Source organism: Parasphingorhabdus sp. (assembly GCF_048269865.1).
In the GTDB taxonomy this organism is placed as follows: domain Bacteria; phylum Pseudomonadota; class Alphaproteobacteria; order Sphingomonadales; family Sphingomonadaceae; genus Parasphingorhabdus.
On the sequence record NZ_JBLWUA010000012.1, the window covers coordinates 96286 to 114230 of the forward strand.

Consider the following 17945-nt stretch of genomic DNA (forward strand, 5'->3'; position numbering starts at 1 on the left):
GCGCGAGGGAGTTTGTCTGCCGCGCGCCACCATTGGCCTCACTGGATCATTAGAACGATTGATTTCGTGCGAAATCATTCCTTTATGGGTAGCGTGAACCTTAGATATAAAATTCTGCTGGCGGCCTCCGCTATGCTGGCGGTCACTGCGGTGCCCGACAGTCCCGCACTGGCACAGTCGACAACTCAGACGAATAGCGACAATCTGCAGGACGCGCTGCGCCGGATCGCGATTAACTCCAATGATTCTTCTGCGCTGGCGGACGCTGGACTGGCGGCCCTTGAATTGGGTGATATGCGGGCGGCAATCGGCTTCCTGGCGAAGGCTGACCAGATCTATTCGACAAGCGGCAGGGTCAAGGCCGGATTGGGCAGGGCGTTGCTGGCGGAGGAAAATCCGTTCGGCGCGATCCGCTACTTCGATCAGGCGGTGGCCAACGGGATACCGGCGCGTGAAATCGCTGTGGATCGCGGCCTGGCCTATGATCTGATCGGGCGGAACCGGGATGCCCAGAAAGACTATGAACTGGCGATGCGCTATGACAGTTCCGAGAAGCTGGTCGAGCGCTACGCGATTTCCCTGGGGATCAGCGGCGATGTTGAGCGGGCCGAAGCACAGCTCAACCCATTACTTCACAAGAGTGACCGGGATGCCTGGCGCAATCGGGCCTTTATTTTGGCCATGAACGGCCAGAAAAAAGCAGCGAATGATATTGTCGAACAGACCATGGAGCGCGGCATGGCAAAAGCGATCAAGCCTTTCTTTGATCGCATGCCCAAGCTGACTGCAGCACAAAAAGCAGCAGCGGTGCATTTCGGTCATTTCCCGGCCAGCGAGAATATCGGTGTTGATGTCGCAGCGGTGCAGTTGGCGTCGTCTCTCGCTTCCCGAGGCGGTGGCGGAGCGGACGCCGGGCTGATCCCGGTGGGCGAGGCGCTGGGCACTGACACGAAACGGCCGCGCGTTCTGGCGATGCCGGACAAGTCGCCACGCCGTCGTCCCGGTGCTGCAGACCGAAGGATGCCCGACCGGCAGTCGAGCAAACGATCCAAAAAGAAAGAGGTTGTCCGGCTGGCCGAGACGGCATTGCCAACGCCGGCGACTGAGGCTGATCGCCGGAAACCCACTTTTGCGTTCGCCAAGCCATCAAAAAATGATAGCTCGGCAGTACCTCGCGATCCCAAGGTCGAGCCCGTACCGACCAAGGCGGAGCCGGCTCCGACCGAGGCCAAGACCACTCCGCCCGAGGCCAAGCCCGCTGACACCAATGTTTCCGCCGGCTTTGCCACAGCGCTGGGAGTGGGGCAGCCGCCAGCTTTGGTATCCGAAACTGTCGAACGCAAGGTGCGAATTGCCGGCCGCGATCCTGTTCCGCAAACGAAATCTCAACCCGCGCCCCAGAAGGCAGCGCCTCTGCCAGCTACCGAATTGGCGGCTAGTGATCTTTCTGAAGAAAAAGGGCAGACCGCTGCCAATAGCGGCGGTCCGGTGAATGCGATCAGCTTCGATTTGGCGCAGTCGCAGCCTGCATCCGTTGACATGGCGGCCACGGACCCGGCCACCAAGCCGCTCGGTGATATTATCAGAGGCATTGATATACCGGAACGGGAAACCCGAAGCGAGGTGGTTCCGGTCAACCTTGAGGAAATCGAGCCAGCCAAGCCACAGCCGAAAATCGTCGCGAAGCCGGTCGAAAAAACTCCCGCAAAGCCAAAGGAACCGGAGCACCCGAAACGATATTGGGTCCAGATCGCCACGGGGGCCAATCTCAACGCGCTGAAATTCGACTATCGACGGATGACGAAGAAACAGCCCGAGCTGTTCAAAAGCCAGAAGGCATGGACCTCGCCATGGGGAGCGACCCGGCGGATGGTCGTGGGCCCGTTCGATGATTTCAAGGCTGCCAAAGCCTTTGAAGCGCAATTGCGCAAGGGCGGCGGCGATGGCTTTGCCTGGGCCAGCGCCGACGGTGTCGAGGTCAACGAGCTGACCAAATGACCCGTTTGAAAAGCTACGCCAGTGACCCGGCGCTGAGCCGGGGGCGGCTGCATGATGAAAAGCGAGAAGTGACCCGCGGTCCACGAGATGACTTCCAGCGTGATCGCGACCGGATCATTCATTCCATTGCGTTCCGTCGGCTGCGGCACAAGACTCAGGTCTTTGTCGCGCCCGATGGCGACCATTATCGCGTTCGCCTGACTCACAGTCTTGAAGTCGCCCAGATAGGCCGGACCCTCGCGCGCGCGCTTGGTCTCAATGAAGATTTGACCGAGGCTCTGTGCCTTGCGCATGACATCGGCCACCCGCCCTTTGGACACGCGGGCGAGGATGCGCTGGAAGAGGCACTCGCCGATTTTGGCGGTTTCGATCACAATGCTCAGACGATCCGTACGCTGACGCTCCTGGAAACGCCGTATCCGCGCTGGGACGGGCTCAACCTGACGTGGGAAATGCTCGAAGGATTGGCAAAACATAACGGACCCGTGGACCAGCCAACCTGGGCGCTGGCCGAGGCCAATGACGCGATGGCTCTGGATCTGCACAGCTGGCCGTCGCTGGAAGCGCAGATCGCCGCGATTGCCGACGATATCGCCTATGACAATCACGATATTGACGACGGTATGCGGGCCGGACTGCTGACCCTCGATCAATTGCTGGAACTGCCCTTCCTCGCCGATCGCTGGCACCATATTCGCGACCGTTTTTCTGATGTATCACCAGACCGGTTGTTGCCAGAGCTGATCCGCGACCAGATCGGGTTGATGGTCAACGACGTTCTCGAAACCACGCAGTCGCGGATCGCCAAGCTGGGCATAAAATCGGCAACAGATGTTCGGCAGGCGGGCCAGATGATCGGCGGCTTTTCCGACGCGATGGCCGAGAAGGAACGCGTGTTGAAGCGCTTCATGTACAAAAATCTCTATCATCATCCAAAGCAGATGGAGGCTGCGGAGGAGGGAAAGATGATGATTGCGGATCTGGTGAAGGCCTATCGCGAGAAGCCGGAGCTTATGCCGGAAAGCTGGGCTGTGGCCCTGCCGGAACGGGAGCCGGAGCGGATCCGCTATATCGCCGATTTCCTGGCCGGGATGACGGACCGCTATGCCCGCAACCGGCATCGCGAGATATTTGGCGATCTGAACAGCCGGAATTAATCTCGTCGTCCCTGCGCCGGCGCGCGCCGCAGAAATCGGTTTGGATAGCGGCTGTCGCTGCTATGATAGCTCACTAACAGCCATATCAAGGAGCCGCCAACCATGGCCGATAAAATCCTGATTGTCGGTGCCACTGGCCTGATCGGCGGCCTGCTGACCCGAAAACTCGTGATGCAAGGCGCGGACAAGCGGATGCATCTTGTGGTCCGTCGGCCCTATCGAGAGGATGTTGGTCAAGCGAAAATTCACGTCCAGTTGCAGGAGAACTGGCCGGCGACGATCGCCAAGATCAAGCCCGACATCGCGATCTCCTGCCTCGGTTCGACGATGAAAAAGGCCGGGTCAAAAGAGGAGTTCGCAGCCGTCGACCGCGATCTGGTCGGGTCCGTGGCCGCCGCTGCCAAGGCTGCCGGCGCACGTCAGTTCATCGCCATTTCCTCGACGATGGCGGACAGCAGCGCCTCCAGCTTCTATCTCAAGACCAAGGGTGAGGCCGAAGACCTGCTGCGCGCTCAAAAATTCGACCGGCTCGATATCATCCGTCCCGGCCTGCTGCGCGGTGAGCGGACAAATGACACCCGCCTGGGCGAGAGTCTTGCAATTGCCGCCAGTCCGGCCATGGACCTTCTGCTACACGGAAAATTTCGGCGCTATCGATCGATCCTCGCTTGCGATGTTGCCGATGCAATCGTGGCGCTGATGGAAGAACGCGCCGCCGGAACCTATGTGCACGAGAATGACGCGATCTGGGCGAAGGTCTGAGCGCGGAGGCGCAAAACGGCTTTCTCTGTTCTATGGTTTCTCAAATGGCTTGTAACACGATTGCTTTGCTGTATTATAAAGGCAATACAGTAAAGGATTAAGCTTTGACTAACAAATTTCTCGCCGGCGCAGTCTGCCTTTTATCGCTTTCCTCATCGGCTGCTCTGGCCCAAACTGCGACTGCATCCCGCGACCAGGCACCAATTCTCTCCCCCGCCGTTCCGGCCGAACAGCTGCGCGCCGCGGTGGCGGAAAAGGTCCGGTCGTCGCTTGCCCAGAATGACGTACCCAGCGCCTCGATAGCTTATATCGACGACGGGAAGGTCGCATGGACTTTGGCTGTTGGCGAGTCGGAGCCGGGTAAGCCCGCGACTTCCGATACCCTCTACAATATCGCCTCGATGACCAAGTCAATCGTCGCCGAGACGGTGGTCCGGCTTTCACATGGCGGTGCCTTTTCCATGGATGACAGCATGGCCGAAGCCTGGGTCGATCCCGATCTCACGGATGATCCGCGCCACAAGCTCCTCACGCCACGGCTTGCGCTGACCCATCGGACCGGCCTGCCAAACTGGCGCTACCTGACAGGTGACGTGCTGAAATTCCAGAACGATCCGGGAACCCAGTTCGGCTATTCCGGCGAGGGATTGCAATATGTTGCCCATTATATCGAAAACAAGATGGGCCGACCGCTCGAGGAACTGGTGGGAGAAACGGTTTTTGCGCCGGCAGGCATGACCGAAACCACCTTTACCGACAAGCCTTGGCTGGATGGTCGCATCGCCATGTCGCAGACCAAGGAGGGCAAGCATGAATATGCTCCGCGTCGCACGGCTTGGAATGCAGCCGACGACGTGTGGAGCAGCAGCGGTGATTATGCCCGGTTCATGATCTGGATTATGGACAACCCGGTCAGCATAGAACGGGCGGCAACTTACTGGATTCCTCGTTACAATCTGAAATATCAGGTCTGTCAGGAAGACCGGGTGCCCCCGCCGCTCTGTCCCCGAAGTCTGGGTTTTACTGCCGGCTGGACCGTTTACGACACACCGGACAACCTGATCGTCATGCATGGCGGCGGAGACAATGGCGAACATACGCTGGGTTATTTCAATCCCATAACGCGCAGCGGAGCGGTTATCTTTACCAATGGCGACAATGGCCAGAAAGTGATCCGAGACATTGTGCAAATCTTGCTGCCAGACCCCAGTTTCAACGCCTTCATAAAGATGCAGTCCGGGGGATAGGCAATCCCGGGAGCCTCCTACCTGCAAAGTGGGTAAGGGGTCGGCCCGATCTGCCGATCGCGCAGCCCAATTATTTATTCCGCACTGCACAACAGAATCATTGACAGGGCCTGAACACTGATCCACTCATAGGGCTGCTTTTTGATCGGCGCCTTCGGGCAAGGATCATGAGGCGTTGCGGGAGAGTGTTTTCTGTCTCACCGGACTGATAAGCCGCCGAAGGAGCAACCGCCCCGGAAACTCTCAGGCCACCGGACCGCAACCGTCTCACAAGCACTCTGGAAAGAGTCCGCCATCGCTTTCGCGACGGCGGGCCACCGAAGGGGTAAGTTTTCGTCGCTTTTGCGATGGCGGATTGTTCCGCCGCAGCCTTGGCGAAGGAGAATGAAACTCTCAGGTTCCGTGACAGAGGGGGCAGTTTTGCAGGGCTTTGCTGCGGACTGTCTTCTGGATGCGGGAAAAATATGAGTGAAACCACCGACGATCTGAAACAATTGCCGCTAGGCGACTGGCACCGCAGCCTAGGCGCGCGCATGGTGCCGTTCGCGGGCTATGAAATGCCGGTGCAATATGAAGGCGTGATGGCCGAACATATCTGGACCCGTACCGAAGCGGGTCTGTTCGATGTCAGCCATATGGGACAATTGCAGTTGATCGGCGAGAGCGCTGCCGAAGCGCTGGAGACCATCACCCCCGGCAATCTGTCGGCGCTGGCTCCGGGTAAAATCCGTTACACCTTGTTGCTCGCCCAGGATGGCGGGATATTGGACGACCTGATGGTCACCAATACCGGCCACCATCTCTATCTGGTGGCTAATGGCGCGACCAAGCATGACGATATTGCCTATCTGCAAGCGCAACTGCCCGACAGTCTGACGCTCGAGCATCTCGAGGATGCAGCGCTGCTGGCGTTACAGGGACCCAAGGCCGCTGCTGCTCTGGCCCAGCTCAATATCCAGCCGCTGGAGGCGGGATGGCCGGTACCGACTGACCTCTATTTCATGGAAGCCGGTCCGTTTCTGTGGAATGATGTCCCGCTCGGGATCAGTCGGTCGGGTTATACCGGCGAAGACGGCTTTGAAATCAGCTTGCCAGCAGAACATGCAGCAGCATTCGCCTCCGCTCTGAACGGATTGGAAGAAGTACGGCCCATCGGTCTTGGTGCCCGCGACAGTTTGCGCCTGGAAGCAGGCCTGCCGCTTTACGGTCATGATATGAACCCGGATATTCTGCCTGTCGAAGCCAATTTGAGCTTTGCTCTATCCAAGGCGCGCCGCGAGGAAGGCAATTTCGCCGGGGCAGAGCGCGTACTCGTGCAGTATCCCGACAAGGCTGCGACCCGGCGCATCGGATTGTTTGTCGATGGCCGCCAGCCAGTCCGCGAGGGCGCCTCCGTCATAGACGATAGCGGCGAGACCATTGGTGCTGTCACCAGCGGCGGATTTTCGCCGACGCTGCAACGCCCGATTGCCATGGCCTACGTGCCGATGGATATGTCGAAAACCGGCACCGCTATCACCGTCGAACAGCGCGGCAAGAAAATTGCCTGTACCGTCGCTGACATGCCTTTTGTACCGCATCACTATCACCGCAAACCCAAGTCATAGACTGACAGGAAGAGGAAACGACCATGAGCCGATATTTTACCGATGAACATGAATGGGTCGAGGTCGAAGGCGACACCGCGACCGTTGGTATTACCGATTATGCGCAGGAACAGCTGGGCGACATCGTGTTTGTTGAAGTGCCGGAAGTCGGCAGCGAATTGAGTCAGGGTGACGATGCTGCCGTGGTCGAATCGGTCAAGGCGGCCTCTGATGTTTATGCGGCGGTCTCGGGCGAAGTGATTGAAGTGAACGAAGCGCTGGAAGAAGAACCCGGCCTCGTCAACAGCTCGGCCGAGGAAGACGGCTGGTTTTTCCGCCTGACCCTCTCGGACAAGGAAGAACTCACCGACCTGATGGACGAGAAAGCCTACAAGGCCTTCGTCGACGGTTTGTAGTCAAAATTTCCCCTCCTCTTCAGAGGAGGGGATCAAGGGGTGGTGGCGATGCGTCAGCATCGCTCGCGCAAGCGACAGGCGGCACCAAACCACCCCAACCCCTCCTTTGAAAAGGAGGGGCTTAAGCAAAGGAAGTACAAATGCGTTATCTCCCGCTGACCCCCGAAGACCGGCAATCGATGCTGGCCAAGATCGGCGTGCAATCGGTCGATGAGCTGTTTGTTGATGTGCCCGAAGAAGCGCGTCTGACCGGCCCGATTCACGGCCTGCCGATGCACGCGGGCGAGATGGCGGTGGAAGCGCATATGAAAGCGCTGGCCAAGAAAAACCATGCCGCTGGCGACATGCCGTTCTTCCTGGGGGCCGGGGCCTATCGCCACCATGTGCCGGCCAGTGTAGATCATATCATCCAGCGCGGCGAGTTTCTGACCGCTTATACGCCTTACCAGCCCGAAATTGCGCAGGGTACACTGCAGACGCTGTTCGAATTCCAGACGCAGGTCGCGCGGCTGTTCGGCGTGGATGTCGCCAATGCCTCAATGTATGACGGTTCGACCGCCTGCTGGGAAGCGATCACCATGGCGCGGCGCGTCACAAAACGCAGCAAGGCCATTCTCTCCTCTGGCCTGCACCCGCACTATGTTTCGGTGGCCAATACGATGGCCAAATTCACCAAGGATCATCTGGTCTATGAAGCGCCAGCGCTCGAGGCCGCAACGGATGGCGAAAGCCTGCTCGACCAGATCGATAACGACACCAGCTGCCTCGTCGTTCAATATCCTGACATTCTCGGCCGCATCGCCGATATGTCCGCACTCGCCGAAAAGGCAAAGGCGCACAAGGCGCTGCTGATCGCGGTGGTCACCGAGCCGGTGGCTTTGGGCGCGATCACTTCGCCCGGCGAGATGGGTGCCGATATCGTCGTTGGCGAAGGCCAGTCGCTCGGCGTCGGACTGCAGTTCGGTGGCCCCTATGTCGGCCTGTTCGGCTGCAAGCAAAAATATCTGCGCCAGATGCCGGGCCGGCTGTGCGGAGAGACCGTCGATGCCGAAGGCAAGCGCGGCTTTGTGCTGACGCTGTCGACCCGCGAGCAGCATATCCGCCGCGAAAAGGCGACCTCCAATATCTGTACCAACAGCGGTCTGTGCGCTCTGGCCTTTACCGCGCACATGACCCTGCTTGGCGAGAAAGGGCTGCGCGAGCTGGCGATGCTCAATCACAGGAAGGCGGTACAGGCCGCCGACCGGCTGTCGAAAATCCCAGGCGTCAAATTGTTGAACGACAGTTTTTTCAACGAGTTCACGCTGGTTCTTGACAAGGATGCTCGCCCTCTCGTCCGCGCCCTGGCGGATCAGAGGATATTGGCTGGCGTCTCTCTCGGCCGGCTCTATCCGCAGGAAGGGCCGCTCGCTCATGGTCTGATCGTCGCCGTGACGGAAACCGTCAGCGAAGACGATGTCGAGGCCTTTGCTTCGGCTCTGGAAGGAGCACTGGCATGACCATGCGCACCGAAGGCCGCCCCACCAAACAGGAAGAAAACCTGACCATGCCCGTACAAGATGCGATCACCACCCATACCGGCAATCGCGCGCTGATGGTCGATGAGCCATTGATCTTCGAAACCGGATCGCCGGACCGCAGCGGTGTTGACCTGCCGGATGCCCCGCAGGTCGAAAGCCGCCTCGGCGGTCTCGATCGCAATGCACCGATCGGCGTTCCCGGCCTGTCGGAAGCCGAAATGGTGCGCCATTACACCCGCCTCAGCCGCCAGAATTACGCCATTGATGTCGGCCTGTTCCCGCTGGGCAGCTGCACGATGAAGCACAATCCCCGGCTCAACGAGAAAATGGCGCGGCTCAAGGGCTTTGCCGATATCCACCCGCTGCAGCCCGTCGACAGCGTGCAGGGCGCGCTCGGCGTGATCAACGAACTGGCGGTGTGGCTGGTCGAACTGACCGGCATGCATGGTGTGGCGATGACGCCCAAGGCCGGTGCGCATGGCGAGCTTTGCGGCATATTGTGCATCCGCGCCGCTCTCGAAGCGCGCGGTGACGCTCGCGAGGTCATTCTGGTGCCGGAAAGTGCTCATGGTACCAATCCGGCCACCGCCGCCTTCGCGGGGTACAAGGTCGAGGATATCCCCGCCAACAGCGACGGTCGCGTCGATCTCGAAGCACTGAAAGCCCGCCTGGGACCAGACGTTGCCGGTGTGATGATCACCAATCCCAATACTTGCGGCCTGTTCGAGCCCGACATGAAGGCGATTTCCGACGCGGTTCATGCCGCTGGCGGCTTTGTCTATTGCGATGGCGCGAATTTCAACGCCATCGTCGGCAAGGTCCGCCCCGGCGATCTCGGTGTCGATGCCATGCATATCAACCTGCACAAGACCTTCTCCACCCCGCACGGCGGCGGTGGTCCGGGTTCCGGTCCGGTGGTATTGTCCGAAGCGCTGTCGCCTTATGGGCCGTTGCCCTTTACCGAGCGCCATGCTGACGGGCATATCACGCTCGTCGAGGAGGAGACGGTGGAGGATCGCCATCCCCACACTTTTGGCCGGATGAGCGCCTTTCATGGTCAGATGGGCATGTTCACGCGGGCTTTGACCTATATTCTCAGCCACGGGGCCGATGGGCTGGCGCAGGTCGCGGAAGACGCGGTGCTTAATGCAAACTATATCCTGCGCAGTCTGGAGGACGTGCTCGATGCGCCGTTCGCCCACAGCGGACCGTGCATGCACGAAGCCTTGTTCTCGGACAAGGGCTTCACCAATGACCTGACCACGCTAGATCTCGCAAAGGCGATGATCGACGAGGGCTATCATCCGATGACCATGTATTTCCCGCTGGTTGTGCATGGTGCGATGCTGGTCGAGCCGACCGAGACCGAGAGCAAGGCTGCGATCGACCAGTTTATCGGGGCTTTCCGCTCGGTCGCCGAGCGAGCAAAGGCCGGTGATGAACTGCTGAAAACCGCGCCTCATTTCGCGCCACGCCGCCGCCTGGACGAAACCCAGGCCGCGCGGAAGCCGGTACTGGTGTGGACCGAGCCGGAGGATTTTGCCGAAGCGGCGGAATGAGGGGCAGGGTGATGACCATCCTCTATCCTCCCCGTTGCGTAGCAATGGGGAGGGGGACCATCCGAAGGATGGTGGAGGGGCCCCTCCGTCAGCCGTCCCGGCTGCCACCTCCCCATCGCTCCGCGACGGGGAGGACCGTTTGATCCACCGTCTGACCAATCTCTTCGCCCTGTGGACAGTTTTGGGGACAGCCTGGGCATGGTTTGTTCCGGACCATTTTATCTGGGTCGTCGATGGCCGTTTTCGGCCGCTCGGGCAGCCTTTGGTCAGCGTCATGCTTGGCCTGATCATGCTGGGCATGGGACTAACGCTGTCGTTCGAAGATTTCCGGCGGATTGCTAAAATCCCGAAATGTGTCGGGGCAGGGGTTGCGCTGCAATTCATCATCATGCCGCTAGCCGGGATTGGCCTGGCCATGGCCTTCGGGCTGGAGACAGGGTTGGCCGTTGGTCTGATTCTGGTTTCCTGCTGCCCCGGCGGTACCGCTTCCAATGTCGTCGCCTATCTCGCCAATGCCAATCTGGCGTTGTCGGTGACGATGACCATGTGCTCGACGCTGGTCGCGGTCGTCGCGACACCGGTACTGACCGGCTGGCTCGCCGGGAAATATGTCGAGATCGACCAGTGGAACCTGTTCATCAACATGGTTTCGATTGTGCTGCTGCCGGTGATCGCCGGGGTCCTGCTCAACCGCTATCTGCCCAAACTCACGGAGCAGATTGCGCGTATCTCACCGCTGGCCTCGGTCATCGTCGTCATCCTGATCGTCGGCGGGTTCATTGCCAAGAGTAAGGCGCTGATCGAGGAGCATTTCGGTGTGCTGATGCTGGCGATATTCCTGCTCCATGTCTTTGGCTTCGGTCTCGGCTATCTGATCACCAAGGCGCTCGGCTTCGGCGAGCAGGAGAGTCGCACGATCAGCATCGAGGTCGGCATGCAAAACAGCGGCCTCGGCTCCAGTCTTGCCTCCACACCGACCTTCGCCGCACAGTTCGCCACCCCTATGCAGGCGGCGCTCGCGCCGGTTCCCAGCGCAATCTCTGCCGTGTATCATGTTGTGATCGGCAGTTTTCTCGCTGCGATCTGGCGGCGGCGTTCTTTTGAAAGTGAAGCCCATGACTGATCCAAAGCCCTGGACCATTGGGGACAGCGCACCGGGCGAGCAACGGCACGCCCCGGCCACCATGCGCAACCGCGACGCCATTGTCGATGTCTTGCGCGACATATTGCCCGAGCAGGGAACCATCCTGGAAATTGCCAGCGGCACCGGCGAGCATATCGTCTATTTCGGTTTGAAATTTCCGGACCTGACTTTCCAGCCCAGCGACCCCGATCCCGACTGCTGCCAGTCAATCGCGGCCTGGACCAAACGCGAAGCCGTGGCCAACGTATTGCCGCCGCTGCCGTTGGATGCCCAGGCCAAACGATGGGATTTGCCGAAGCCCGCCGCGATCCTGTGCATCAACATGGTCCATATCAGCCCCTGGGAATCCAGCATCGGTCTGTTCGAGAAAGCCGCTGACCTGCTCGACCCCGGCGCTCCGTTCTATCTCTACGGCCCCTATTTGCGCGCCGACGTTGAAACCGCGCCCGGCAATCTCGCGTTCGAGCGCAGCCTGAAGAGCCGCGACCTCAGATGGGGGCTGCGCGATGTCGCCGACATGGACGCGCTGGCTGATCGGACGGGCTTTGCACGCGAAAGTCTTACCGAAATGCCGGCCAACAATATCTCGCTGGTCTACCGGAAACACGGTTAAGCACCTCCTCCTTAGAGGAGGGGTTAAAGTTGATCCTGAAACCCATCCCCCTTGCCTTGAACTAATCGCCCGATTAACAGGGTGTCAAAATAGATAGGAGCGGACGAATGACCGAAACAAGGCGCTGCATGGGATCGGCCATTGCCCATTGGGCTGCAAAAACCCCGGACAATATCGCAATTGATGATGCCGATGGCCAAGTCAGCTATGCTGAACTGGACAAGCGTGTCACGGAATATGCGCGGGCACTGACCGGTTCCGGTCTGAGCAAAGGCGACCGGATTTGCTGGCTCGGCAAGAATAGCGGTCTCTATTTTACCCTGTTCGCAGCCGCTAGCCGCGCCGGCATGGTGATCGCGCCGATCGGCTGGCGACTGGCCGCACCGGAAGTCGCCTATGTCCTGAAGGACACGCGCGCTCCGCTGCTGATCTGCGAGCCGGAATTTGCCGAAACGGCGCAAAAAGCCGCGCAGGAAGCGCCAGACACCAAGACCATCCTGTGCACCCGTTCCGGCACGGATCTCCCGACTTTGGCCGATTTTCTCGCGAATACAACGCCCGGCGAATTGCCAGAAACCGACCCAGCGGAAGGCGTGCTCCAACTCTACACCTCCGGCACCACGGGCAATCCCAAGGGCGCAGTGCTGACCAATGACAATCTGTTCAAGCTTCGCCCTCTGGTGGAGGACAAGCCGGAACATGCCTGGATCGACCTCAAGCCTGGCGACAGCACGCTGGCGGTAATGCCCTGCGCGCATATTGCCGGCTCCGGCATCGGCCCGATTGCCTTCTACAATGGCGCAACGATGATGGTGATCCCGGAATTCCACCCCGACAGTGTGCTCGATTGTATCGACAAGGGGCTCAACCAGTTTTTCCTCGTGCCGACCGCCTTGCAGATGCTGGTCAACTGGCCACGCGCAAAAGAAACGGATTTTTCCAGCGTGCGTAGCGTCACCTATGGTGCCGCGCCGATCCCGCTGGAACTGCTGCGCCAGTGCCTGCAGACCATGCCCAAGGCTTTGTTCTGCCAGCAATATGGCATGACAGAGACCACCGGCACGATCTGTATCCTGCCACCCGAGGATCACGATCCGGCGGGCAACGAGCGGATGCGGGGCATCGGTATCCCGCTGCCCAGCGTCGAAATGAAAATCGTCGACGAAAACCGGCAGGAAGTTCCGCCCGGCACGATCGGAGAAATCGCCACACGTTCCGGCCTCAACATGCTGCATTATTACGACAATCCGGAGAAGACCGCCGAGACGGTTGACGCCGATGGCTGGCTCTACACCGGCGACGCGGCAGTGATGGACGAGGACGGCTATTTCTACATCAAGGACCGGGTCAAGGACATGATCATCTCCGGCGGCGAGAATGTCTATCCGGCGGAAGTCGAAAACGCCATCTTCGGCCACCCACAGGTCAACGAGGTTGCAGTGATCGGCATCCCAGATGAAAAATGGGGAGAGGCGGTCAAAGCCGTGGTTTCACCGAAGGCGGATGCCGGAGAGGTCGACACCGACAGCATCATCGCTTGGGCCAGAGAGCGGATCGCCGGGTTTAAGGTTCCGAAGACGGTGGATGTCATTCCCGAGTTGCCGCGAAACGCGAGCGGCAAGATCTTGCGGCGCGAGCTGCGGGAACCCTATTGGGAAGGCAATGACCGCGGGGTGAATTGAAGGCGCCGACGACAATATGGGCGCGATGCCGATCGATCCGGGCGAGCAACAAATATTTTAATGCCGCTTCCCTTCGCGGGCAGAGCCGGGCTGGTCGGTCATCTGCTCCAGCCGTTTGCGATCCTTTATGATGACCGTTCGATTGTCGGGCAGCTCAATGAATCCGGATCTTTTCAGTTCAGTTAGCTGTCTGCTGACGGTTTCGATGGTCAGACCAAGAATATCCGCGATTTGCTGCCGTCCGAAAGGGAGCCCGAATTGGTCTGCCGGCAAAGCTCTGCTCTGACATCCGCTATCCGCGAGACGCTCGGACATCTCGAGCAGAAAGCTCGCCAGTTTTTCCCGGGCAGATTTCCGGCCAAGCAGCAGCATCCACTGACGCGCTCTGTCCAGTTCGGTCAAAGTGCGTTGTAATATCTTATGCTCGAGATCAGGATGATCAGCGGAAAATCGTTCGAAATCGACGCGGCGAAAAGCGCATAGCCGCACATCGGTAATCGCAGTAATCGTCTGACGGTTTTGCGAGCCATAGGGCCGCCCGACAAAATCGGACGGATACGCAACACCAACAATCTGCTCGCGCCCGTCACTGAGCGACGCCGACAGTTTCAAAACACCCTCGATCACATTGGCGACCTGAAAGGATTCATCGCCTTCCCAAGCCAATGTCTGACCGGCCTTCAGTTCGCGATGATGGCTGATCTGGTTGAGCGCGGCAAGTTCGGCTGCATCGAGTGTCGAGCAGATTGCGCGATTTCGAACAACGCAATGATCGCAGCCAGTCATGGCGACGCTGCTATACACAATGCCGCGCTCTGTACAGACGCCTTCTATGCGACTAGCAATTCATACAGTCCCCCAACGGGGCAACGAGTATTGCCTATCTAGCTAGATGTTCCTTCAGCAATTTGTGGAAATGGCGTATTTTGGTTTCCCCATAATTGGCAAAAATAATTTCCTTCGATTTGATGGATTTCATCCCCTTCTGAACGTGTGGAAGGTTCACGACATCCTGATTGAATACCTTGGCGAGCATGCCCAGTTCCGGCGCTTCGACATAGTCATCGTCAAAATCCAGCCAGTGAATCTTGGCAGCTTCTGGCCGTTTTTCACCCTCGCGGACTGGCAGCATCAGCATGATCTCGTGAATGCATTCCTCCGGATTGTCGCCATGGGGACGGAACCGGTAGAAGATCGGATCGAAGCAACCCCAGGGACTGATGTTGGGGAACAGATTATAGTAGATCGTGTCGACAAATTCAGCGTCGCTTATCTGGTCCACTTCATCGCCCAGTTTTTCGCGCCACATTTCGCGCTGGGCATCGGCTTCTGCCTTGCGCCGTTCGGCTATCGGTCCTGACGTCGTTGGGTCCAGTTCCTCTTCCATCCCTTCGGCAAGGGCTCCGCCAACCCAGTTACAAAGCTGGACATCGGCATGATGCAATTCTCCTTCGAGATGGTGAGCCGCTTCGTCAAAAATTCCGGTTTTGCCATCGCGCGTTGTGACCTTGACCCGTCCTTCTTCCAGTCGTTCGTAGATATTGCCTGACAGCGCATGCCGCACCTTTGCGTAGGTTTTCGCGCCTTCCAGCGGTTCCGCTACCAGTGCAGGATTGACATGCGGGCTGAGCAGTCCGTTGGGAGAAATGGCGCGGGACAGCTTGCCGAACACGTCATATTTGCTGTTTGCGTCGCCCATTACATCGAGCAAGGTCGGATGGGTTGCCACGACGTGGTAGGCCTCCATGAACGCCTCCTGTGCCACCTTCCAGTTACAGCGCAGCTTCTTGGCGACATGGACGGCTTTGTAGCGGCGATCGAACGGGATCGGTTCAAAATGGCGGTCGATATCGCCGAGAAATTCTTCCAAGGTCTCGGCATTGTCGTCCGGGTTAATGAACACCCATCCTTGCCAGCGGCCGATCCGGACCGGTGGCAGGCTGTGGGTTTTCTCGGTAACCGTGGGAAAATCCCACTGGCAGGGCACTTCCTTCAAAGTGCCGTCAATTTTCCAGCCCCAGCCGTGAAACGGGCAGCGGAATTCGTGCAATCCTTTGGCATCTTCCGTCAGCAGCGCACGGCCCCGATGAAGACAGGCGTTGGGGAACGCTTTGATCTCATCTTCGCCGGTGCGAACGATGATGAAAGACAGGCTGGCAATATCGTAAACCAGACTATCGCCGACATTGGGAATATCATCTTCGTGGCAAGCCATTTGCCAAACCCGCTTCCACAGCCGTTCCACTTCCAGATCAAAGAAATCGCGGGAATAATAGATGCTGGGATCGACTATGGTCGGCCCCGGTTCCATCGGGCTGTCTTCACGAAATTTGGATGGAACCGTGTGCGTGTCCATGTCCAGCAGTTCGTCGTAACCGATCCCTTTGGACCGGTTTGTTCCGGTTAGCGTCTCTACCATCTGTAGTTCCTCAAAAAATCAATTGGCTTCTAAAATGCGGTCGTCTGCGCGCTGGTCCGTGCCCTCTTCAGGATCGAAGACCAGTTCGAGCGATTGCATGCCGCGTAAAATATGACTGGTGGCGAAGGAAAAAGGATCCTCGGGGTTGGCAAAACGCAGATTTTTAAGCCGCTTCAGAACGATCGGCAGCGCCGTCACCATCTCCAGCCGCGCCAGCGTCATGCCAAGGCAAGTGTGGACGCCTGCGCCAAATGCGATATGATTTTTGGCATTTTCCCGGGACACGTCAAATTTGCCCGCATTGTCAAATTTGGATTCGTCGCGATTGGCCGACCCATAGCGAATGAGCATCGGTTCGCCGGCTTTCAGCTCGACGCCGCCGAGCACCGTGTCCTGCTTCACGATCCGCCACATATTGTGGGACGGAGAGAGATGCCGCGCCGCTTCCTCGACCATATTTGCAACCAGGCTATCGTCCGACATCATCGCTTCGAGCTGCTCGGGATTGGCCAACAGCTGCGCCAAGGCATAGGTCAGCGCATGTGCGGTTGCTTCCTGTCCCGCGGTGAAAATCTGCTGAACGATCGAATATATTTCCGCTTCATCAAGCGGCCGTTCGCCTTCCTCCGTCGGCATGGACGCCTGAATGAGGTCGGATACAACATCGTCACCCGGATTCTTCCGCCGCTCGGCCATGGTCTCGAGAAAATATTTCTGCATGGCAATCTCGCTGTGTGCCAGCGCAGGCCGTTCTTCGGGTTTCGCATTGCCGTTCAGACGCAAAATGGCTGCGCGCACCCAGGTCTGAAACATCGGGATGTCTTCGCGCGGGATGCCAAGCGCATCGGCGATGACAATGCCGGGCAGCATTTCCGCAAATTGCGATTTGAACTCGACCTTGCCGTCCGCCGAAAATTTGTCGATCAGCCCATTTGTGACTTCAGCGATATAGGGGGCCATTGCCATGATCCGGCTGTGTGGCAGGGCCTGCATGGCAATCCGTTTGTAGCGGGAATGGTCGGGTGGGTCGGCGGTGAGCATCGTGTTGCACCGGCGCAAGCCCTCGGCGAGAATGGATTCTTCTTCCTCATCAAACCGGCCCTTTCCGCCGGAATTCAAAAGGGATGCAAAATTGCTGGAGAAGATCTTCGGGCGTTTATTGACTTCCAGAACGAGATCATAGGTCGATACCGACACAATGCCGGTTTTCGGATCACGGAACACCGGTGCCTCTTCCCTTAATCTGGCATAATAGGGATAGGGATCCCGCAGGTTTTCTGGGCTTGTGGCGTCAATATCCTCAAGATTTTTCATGAATTTTCCTTTAACCCTCTCAACGATTCTGACTGCGATCATGCGGCAGATTTTTGACTGCAGGTTCATGTCAGCAGGTACAGGACATTGTCGATTTTCTCCTTTTCACAGCATTGATCCAGATCAAACGGATCGTGCTCAAAAATGATAGGACTCGAGCAGTTTTTGAGTATCGGAGCGGGGTGCCAACGACATGGTTTCCGCTGATCGAATAATCTTCGCTGTCTGTTGCTGATCGAGGATTAGCGCTGTGCAGGATGCGACGGCGTGGCCTTGGCTGTTATCCGCAAGTGTCAGCTGCGGTTATATTGGTTGACCGGGTCCGCCTTCGCTGCTTTTACTGCCGCGGTCAGGATCACGGCGCGTAGCACCAGCGCGCTGATAGACCGTCTTGGCGGAATTGAGCGGAAAAATGATTGATATGGCAATGTTAATAGGAGCAAAAAATCGATTTACCGCATCCGTTGCTGCGTTCGTCCCGCCCGGCTACCGTTCATTAACGGAACGGTCATTCCAGTATCATTAGAG

General features: G+C 58.4%; 14 protein-coding genes and 1 riboswitch. Of the genes, 11 read left to right on the forward strand and 3 right to left on the reverse strand.

Annotation, left to right across the window (positions count from 1 at the left end):
• Positions 1–93 precede the first annotated feature (93 nt).
• The 11 genes from ACN0WW_RS15655 (at position 94) to ACN0WW_RS15705 (ending at position 13684) form a co-directional block, all read left to right on the forward strand.
• Complete coding sequence (locus ACN0WW_RS15655) at positions 94–1998, forward strand: SPOR domain-containing protein (protein WP_417613804.1); 1905 nt, start codon at positions 94–96, stop codon at positions 1996–1998.
• Complete coding sequence (locus tag ACN0WW_RS15660; RefSeq protein ID WP_417613805.1) at positions 1995–3155, forward strand: deoxyguanosinetriphosphate triphosphohydrolase; 1161 nt, start codon at positions 1995–1997, stop codon at positions 3153–3155. Before ACN0WW_RS15655 ends, ACN0WW_RS15660 begins: the two co-directional genes overlap by 4 nt.
• A gap of 102 nt (positions 3156–3257) precedes the next feature.
• A complete protein-coding gene (locus ACN0WW_RS15665) occupies positions 3258–3917 on the forward strand; it encodes an NAD(P)H-binding protein (protein WP_417613806.1) in 660 nt (219 codons plus the stop codon).
• A gap of 104 nt (positions 3918–4021) precedes the next feature.
• A complete protein-coding gene (locus ACN0WW_RS15670) occupies positions 4022–5164 on the forward strand; it encodes a serine hydrolase domain-containing protein (protein ID WP_417613807.1) in 1143 nt (380 codons plus the stop codon).
• A gap of 168 nt (positions 5165–5332) precedes the next feature.
• Positions 5333–5433: riboswitch (glycine riboswitch) on the forward strand.
• Positions 5434–5628: 195 nt separating this feature from the next.
• Entirely contained in the window at positions 5629–6771 is a 1143-nt protein-coding gene (gcvT, locus tag ACN0WW_RS15675) for a glycine cleavage system aminomethyltransferase GcvT (protein WP_417613808.1), read from the forward strand.
• 23 nt (positions 6772–6794) lie between these two features.
• A complete protein-coding gene (gene gcvH, locus ACN0WW_RS15680; RefSeq protein WP_417613809.1) occupies positions 6795–7166 on the forward strand; it encodes a glycine cleavage system protein GcvH in 372 nt (123 codons plus the stop codon).
• A 140-nt stretch (positions 7167–7306) separates the two neighbouring features.
• On the forward strand, positions 7307–8665 hold the full coding sequence (gene gcvPA / locus ACN0WW_RS15685; protein WP_417613810.1) for an aminomethyl-transferring glycine dehydrogenase subunit GcvPA: 1359 nt from the start codon (positions 7307–7309) through the stop codon (positions 8663–8665).
• Positions 8662–10245 carry an aminomethyl-transferring glycine dehydrogenase subunit GcvPB gene (gene gcvPB / locus ACN0WW_RS15690; RefSeq protein WP_417613811.1) on the forward strand — a complete coding sequence of 528 codons (1584 nt, stop codon included), beginning with the start codon at positions 8662–8664 and terminating at the stop codon, positions 10243–10245. Before gcvPA ends, gcvPB begins: the two co-directional genes overlap by 4 nt.
• Positions 10246–10384: 139 nt before the next feature.
• Positions 10385–11368 carry a bile acid:sodium symporter family protein gene (locus ACN0WW_RS15695; RefSeq protein WP_417613812.1) on the forward strand — a complete coding sequence of 328 codons (984 nt, stop codon included), beginning with the start codon at positions 10385–10387 and terminating at the stop codon, positions 11366–11368.
• Positions 11361–12002: a DUF938 domain-containing protein gene (locus ACN0WW_RS15700; protein ID WP_417613813.1), complete on the forward strand. Its 642-nt coding sequence runs from the start codon at positions 11361–11363 to the stop codon at positions 12000–12002. Before ACN0WW_RS15695 ends, ACN0WW_RS15700 begins: the two co-directional genes overlap by 8 nt.
• Positions 12003–12109: 107 nt before the next feature.
• On the forward strand, positions 12110–13684 hold the full coding sequence (locus ACN0WW_RS15705) for a long-chain-fatty-acid--CoA ligase (protein ID WP_417613814.1): 1575 nt from the start codon (positions 12110–12112) through the stop codon (positions 13682–13684).
• A 57-nt stretch (positions 13685–13741) separates the two neighbouring features.
• Here the strand turns inward: ACN0WW_RS15705 and ACN0WW_RS15710 are convergent, their stop codons facing one another.
• The 3 genes from ACN0WW_RS15710 to ACN0WW_RS15720 all read right to left on the reverse strand — a co-directional run bounded on the left by ACN0WW_RS15710 (position 13742) and on the right by ACN0WW_RS15720 (position 17417).
• Positions 13742–14470, reverse strand: coding sequence for a Crp/Fnr family transcriptional regulator (locus tag ACN0WW_RS15710; protein ID WP_417613815.1), 729 nt, complete (start codon positions 14468–14470; stop codon positions 13742–13744).
• Positions 14471–14564: 94 nt separating this feature from the next.
• Positions 14565–16103, reverse strand: coding sequence for an aromatic ring-hydroxylating oxygenase subunit alpha (locus tag ACN0WW_RS15715; RefSeq protein WP_417613816.1), 1539 nt, complete (start codon positions 16101–16103; stop codon positions 14565–14567).
• An 18-nt stretch (positions 16104–16121) separates the two neighbouring features.
• Positions 16122–17417, reverse strand: a complete 1296-nt coding sequence (locus ACN0WW_RS15720) for a cytochrome P450 (protein WP_417613817.1) — start codon at positions 17415–17417, stop codon at positions 16122–16124.
• Between the last annotated feature and the right edge of the window lie 528 nt (positions 17418–17945).

Bases quoted from the DNA above. Each gene is read 5' to 3' on its own strand.
- ACN0WW_RS15700 (WP_417613813.1), top strand. From the start codon at position 11,361: ATGACTGATCCAAAGCCCTGGACCATTGGGGACAGCGCACCGGGCGAG.
- ACN0WW_RS15715 (WP_417613816.1), bottom strand. From the start codon at position 16,103: ATGGTAGAGACGCTAACCGGAACAAACCGGTCCAAAGGGATCGGTTAC.
- ACN0WW_RS15665 (WP_417613806.1), top strand. From the start codon at position 3,258: ATGGCCGATAAAATCCTGATTGTCGGTGCCACTGGCCTGATCGGCGGC.
- gcvPB (WP_417613811.1), top strand. From the start codon at position 8,662: ATGACCATGCGCACCGAAGGCCGCCCCACCAAACAGGAAGAAAACCTG.
- ACN0WW_RS15710 (WP_417613815.1), bottom strand. From the start codon at position 14,470: ATGACTGGCTGCGATCATTGCGTTGTTCGAAATCGCGCAATCTGCTCG.
- gcvH (WP_417613809.1), top strand. From the start codon at position 6,795: ATGAGCCGATATTTTACCGATGAACATGAATGGGTCGAGGTCGAAGGC.
- gcvT (WP_417613808.1), top strand. From the start codon at position 5,629: ATGAGTGAAACCACCGACGATCTGAAACAATTGCCGCTAGGCGACTGG.
- gcvPA (WP_417613810.1), top strand. From the start codon at position 7,307: ATGCGTTATCTCCCGCTGACCCCCGAAGACCGGCAATCGATGCTGGCC.
- ACN0WW_RS15705 (WP_417613814.1), top strand. From the start codon at position 12,110: ATGACCGAAACAAGGCGCTGCATGGGATCGGCCATTGCCCATTGGGCT.
- ACN0WW_RS15720 (WP_417613817.1), bottom strand. From the start codon at position 17,417: ATGAAAAATCTTGAGGATATTGACGCCACAAGCCCAGAAAACCTGCGG.
- ACN0WW_RS15660 (WP_417613805.1), top strand. From the start codon at position 1,995: ATGACCCGTTTGAAAAGCTACGCCAGTGACCCGGCGCTGAGCCGGGGG.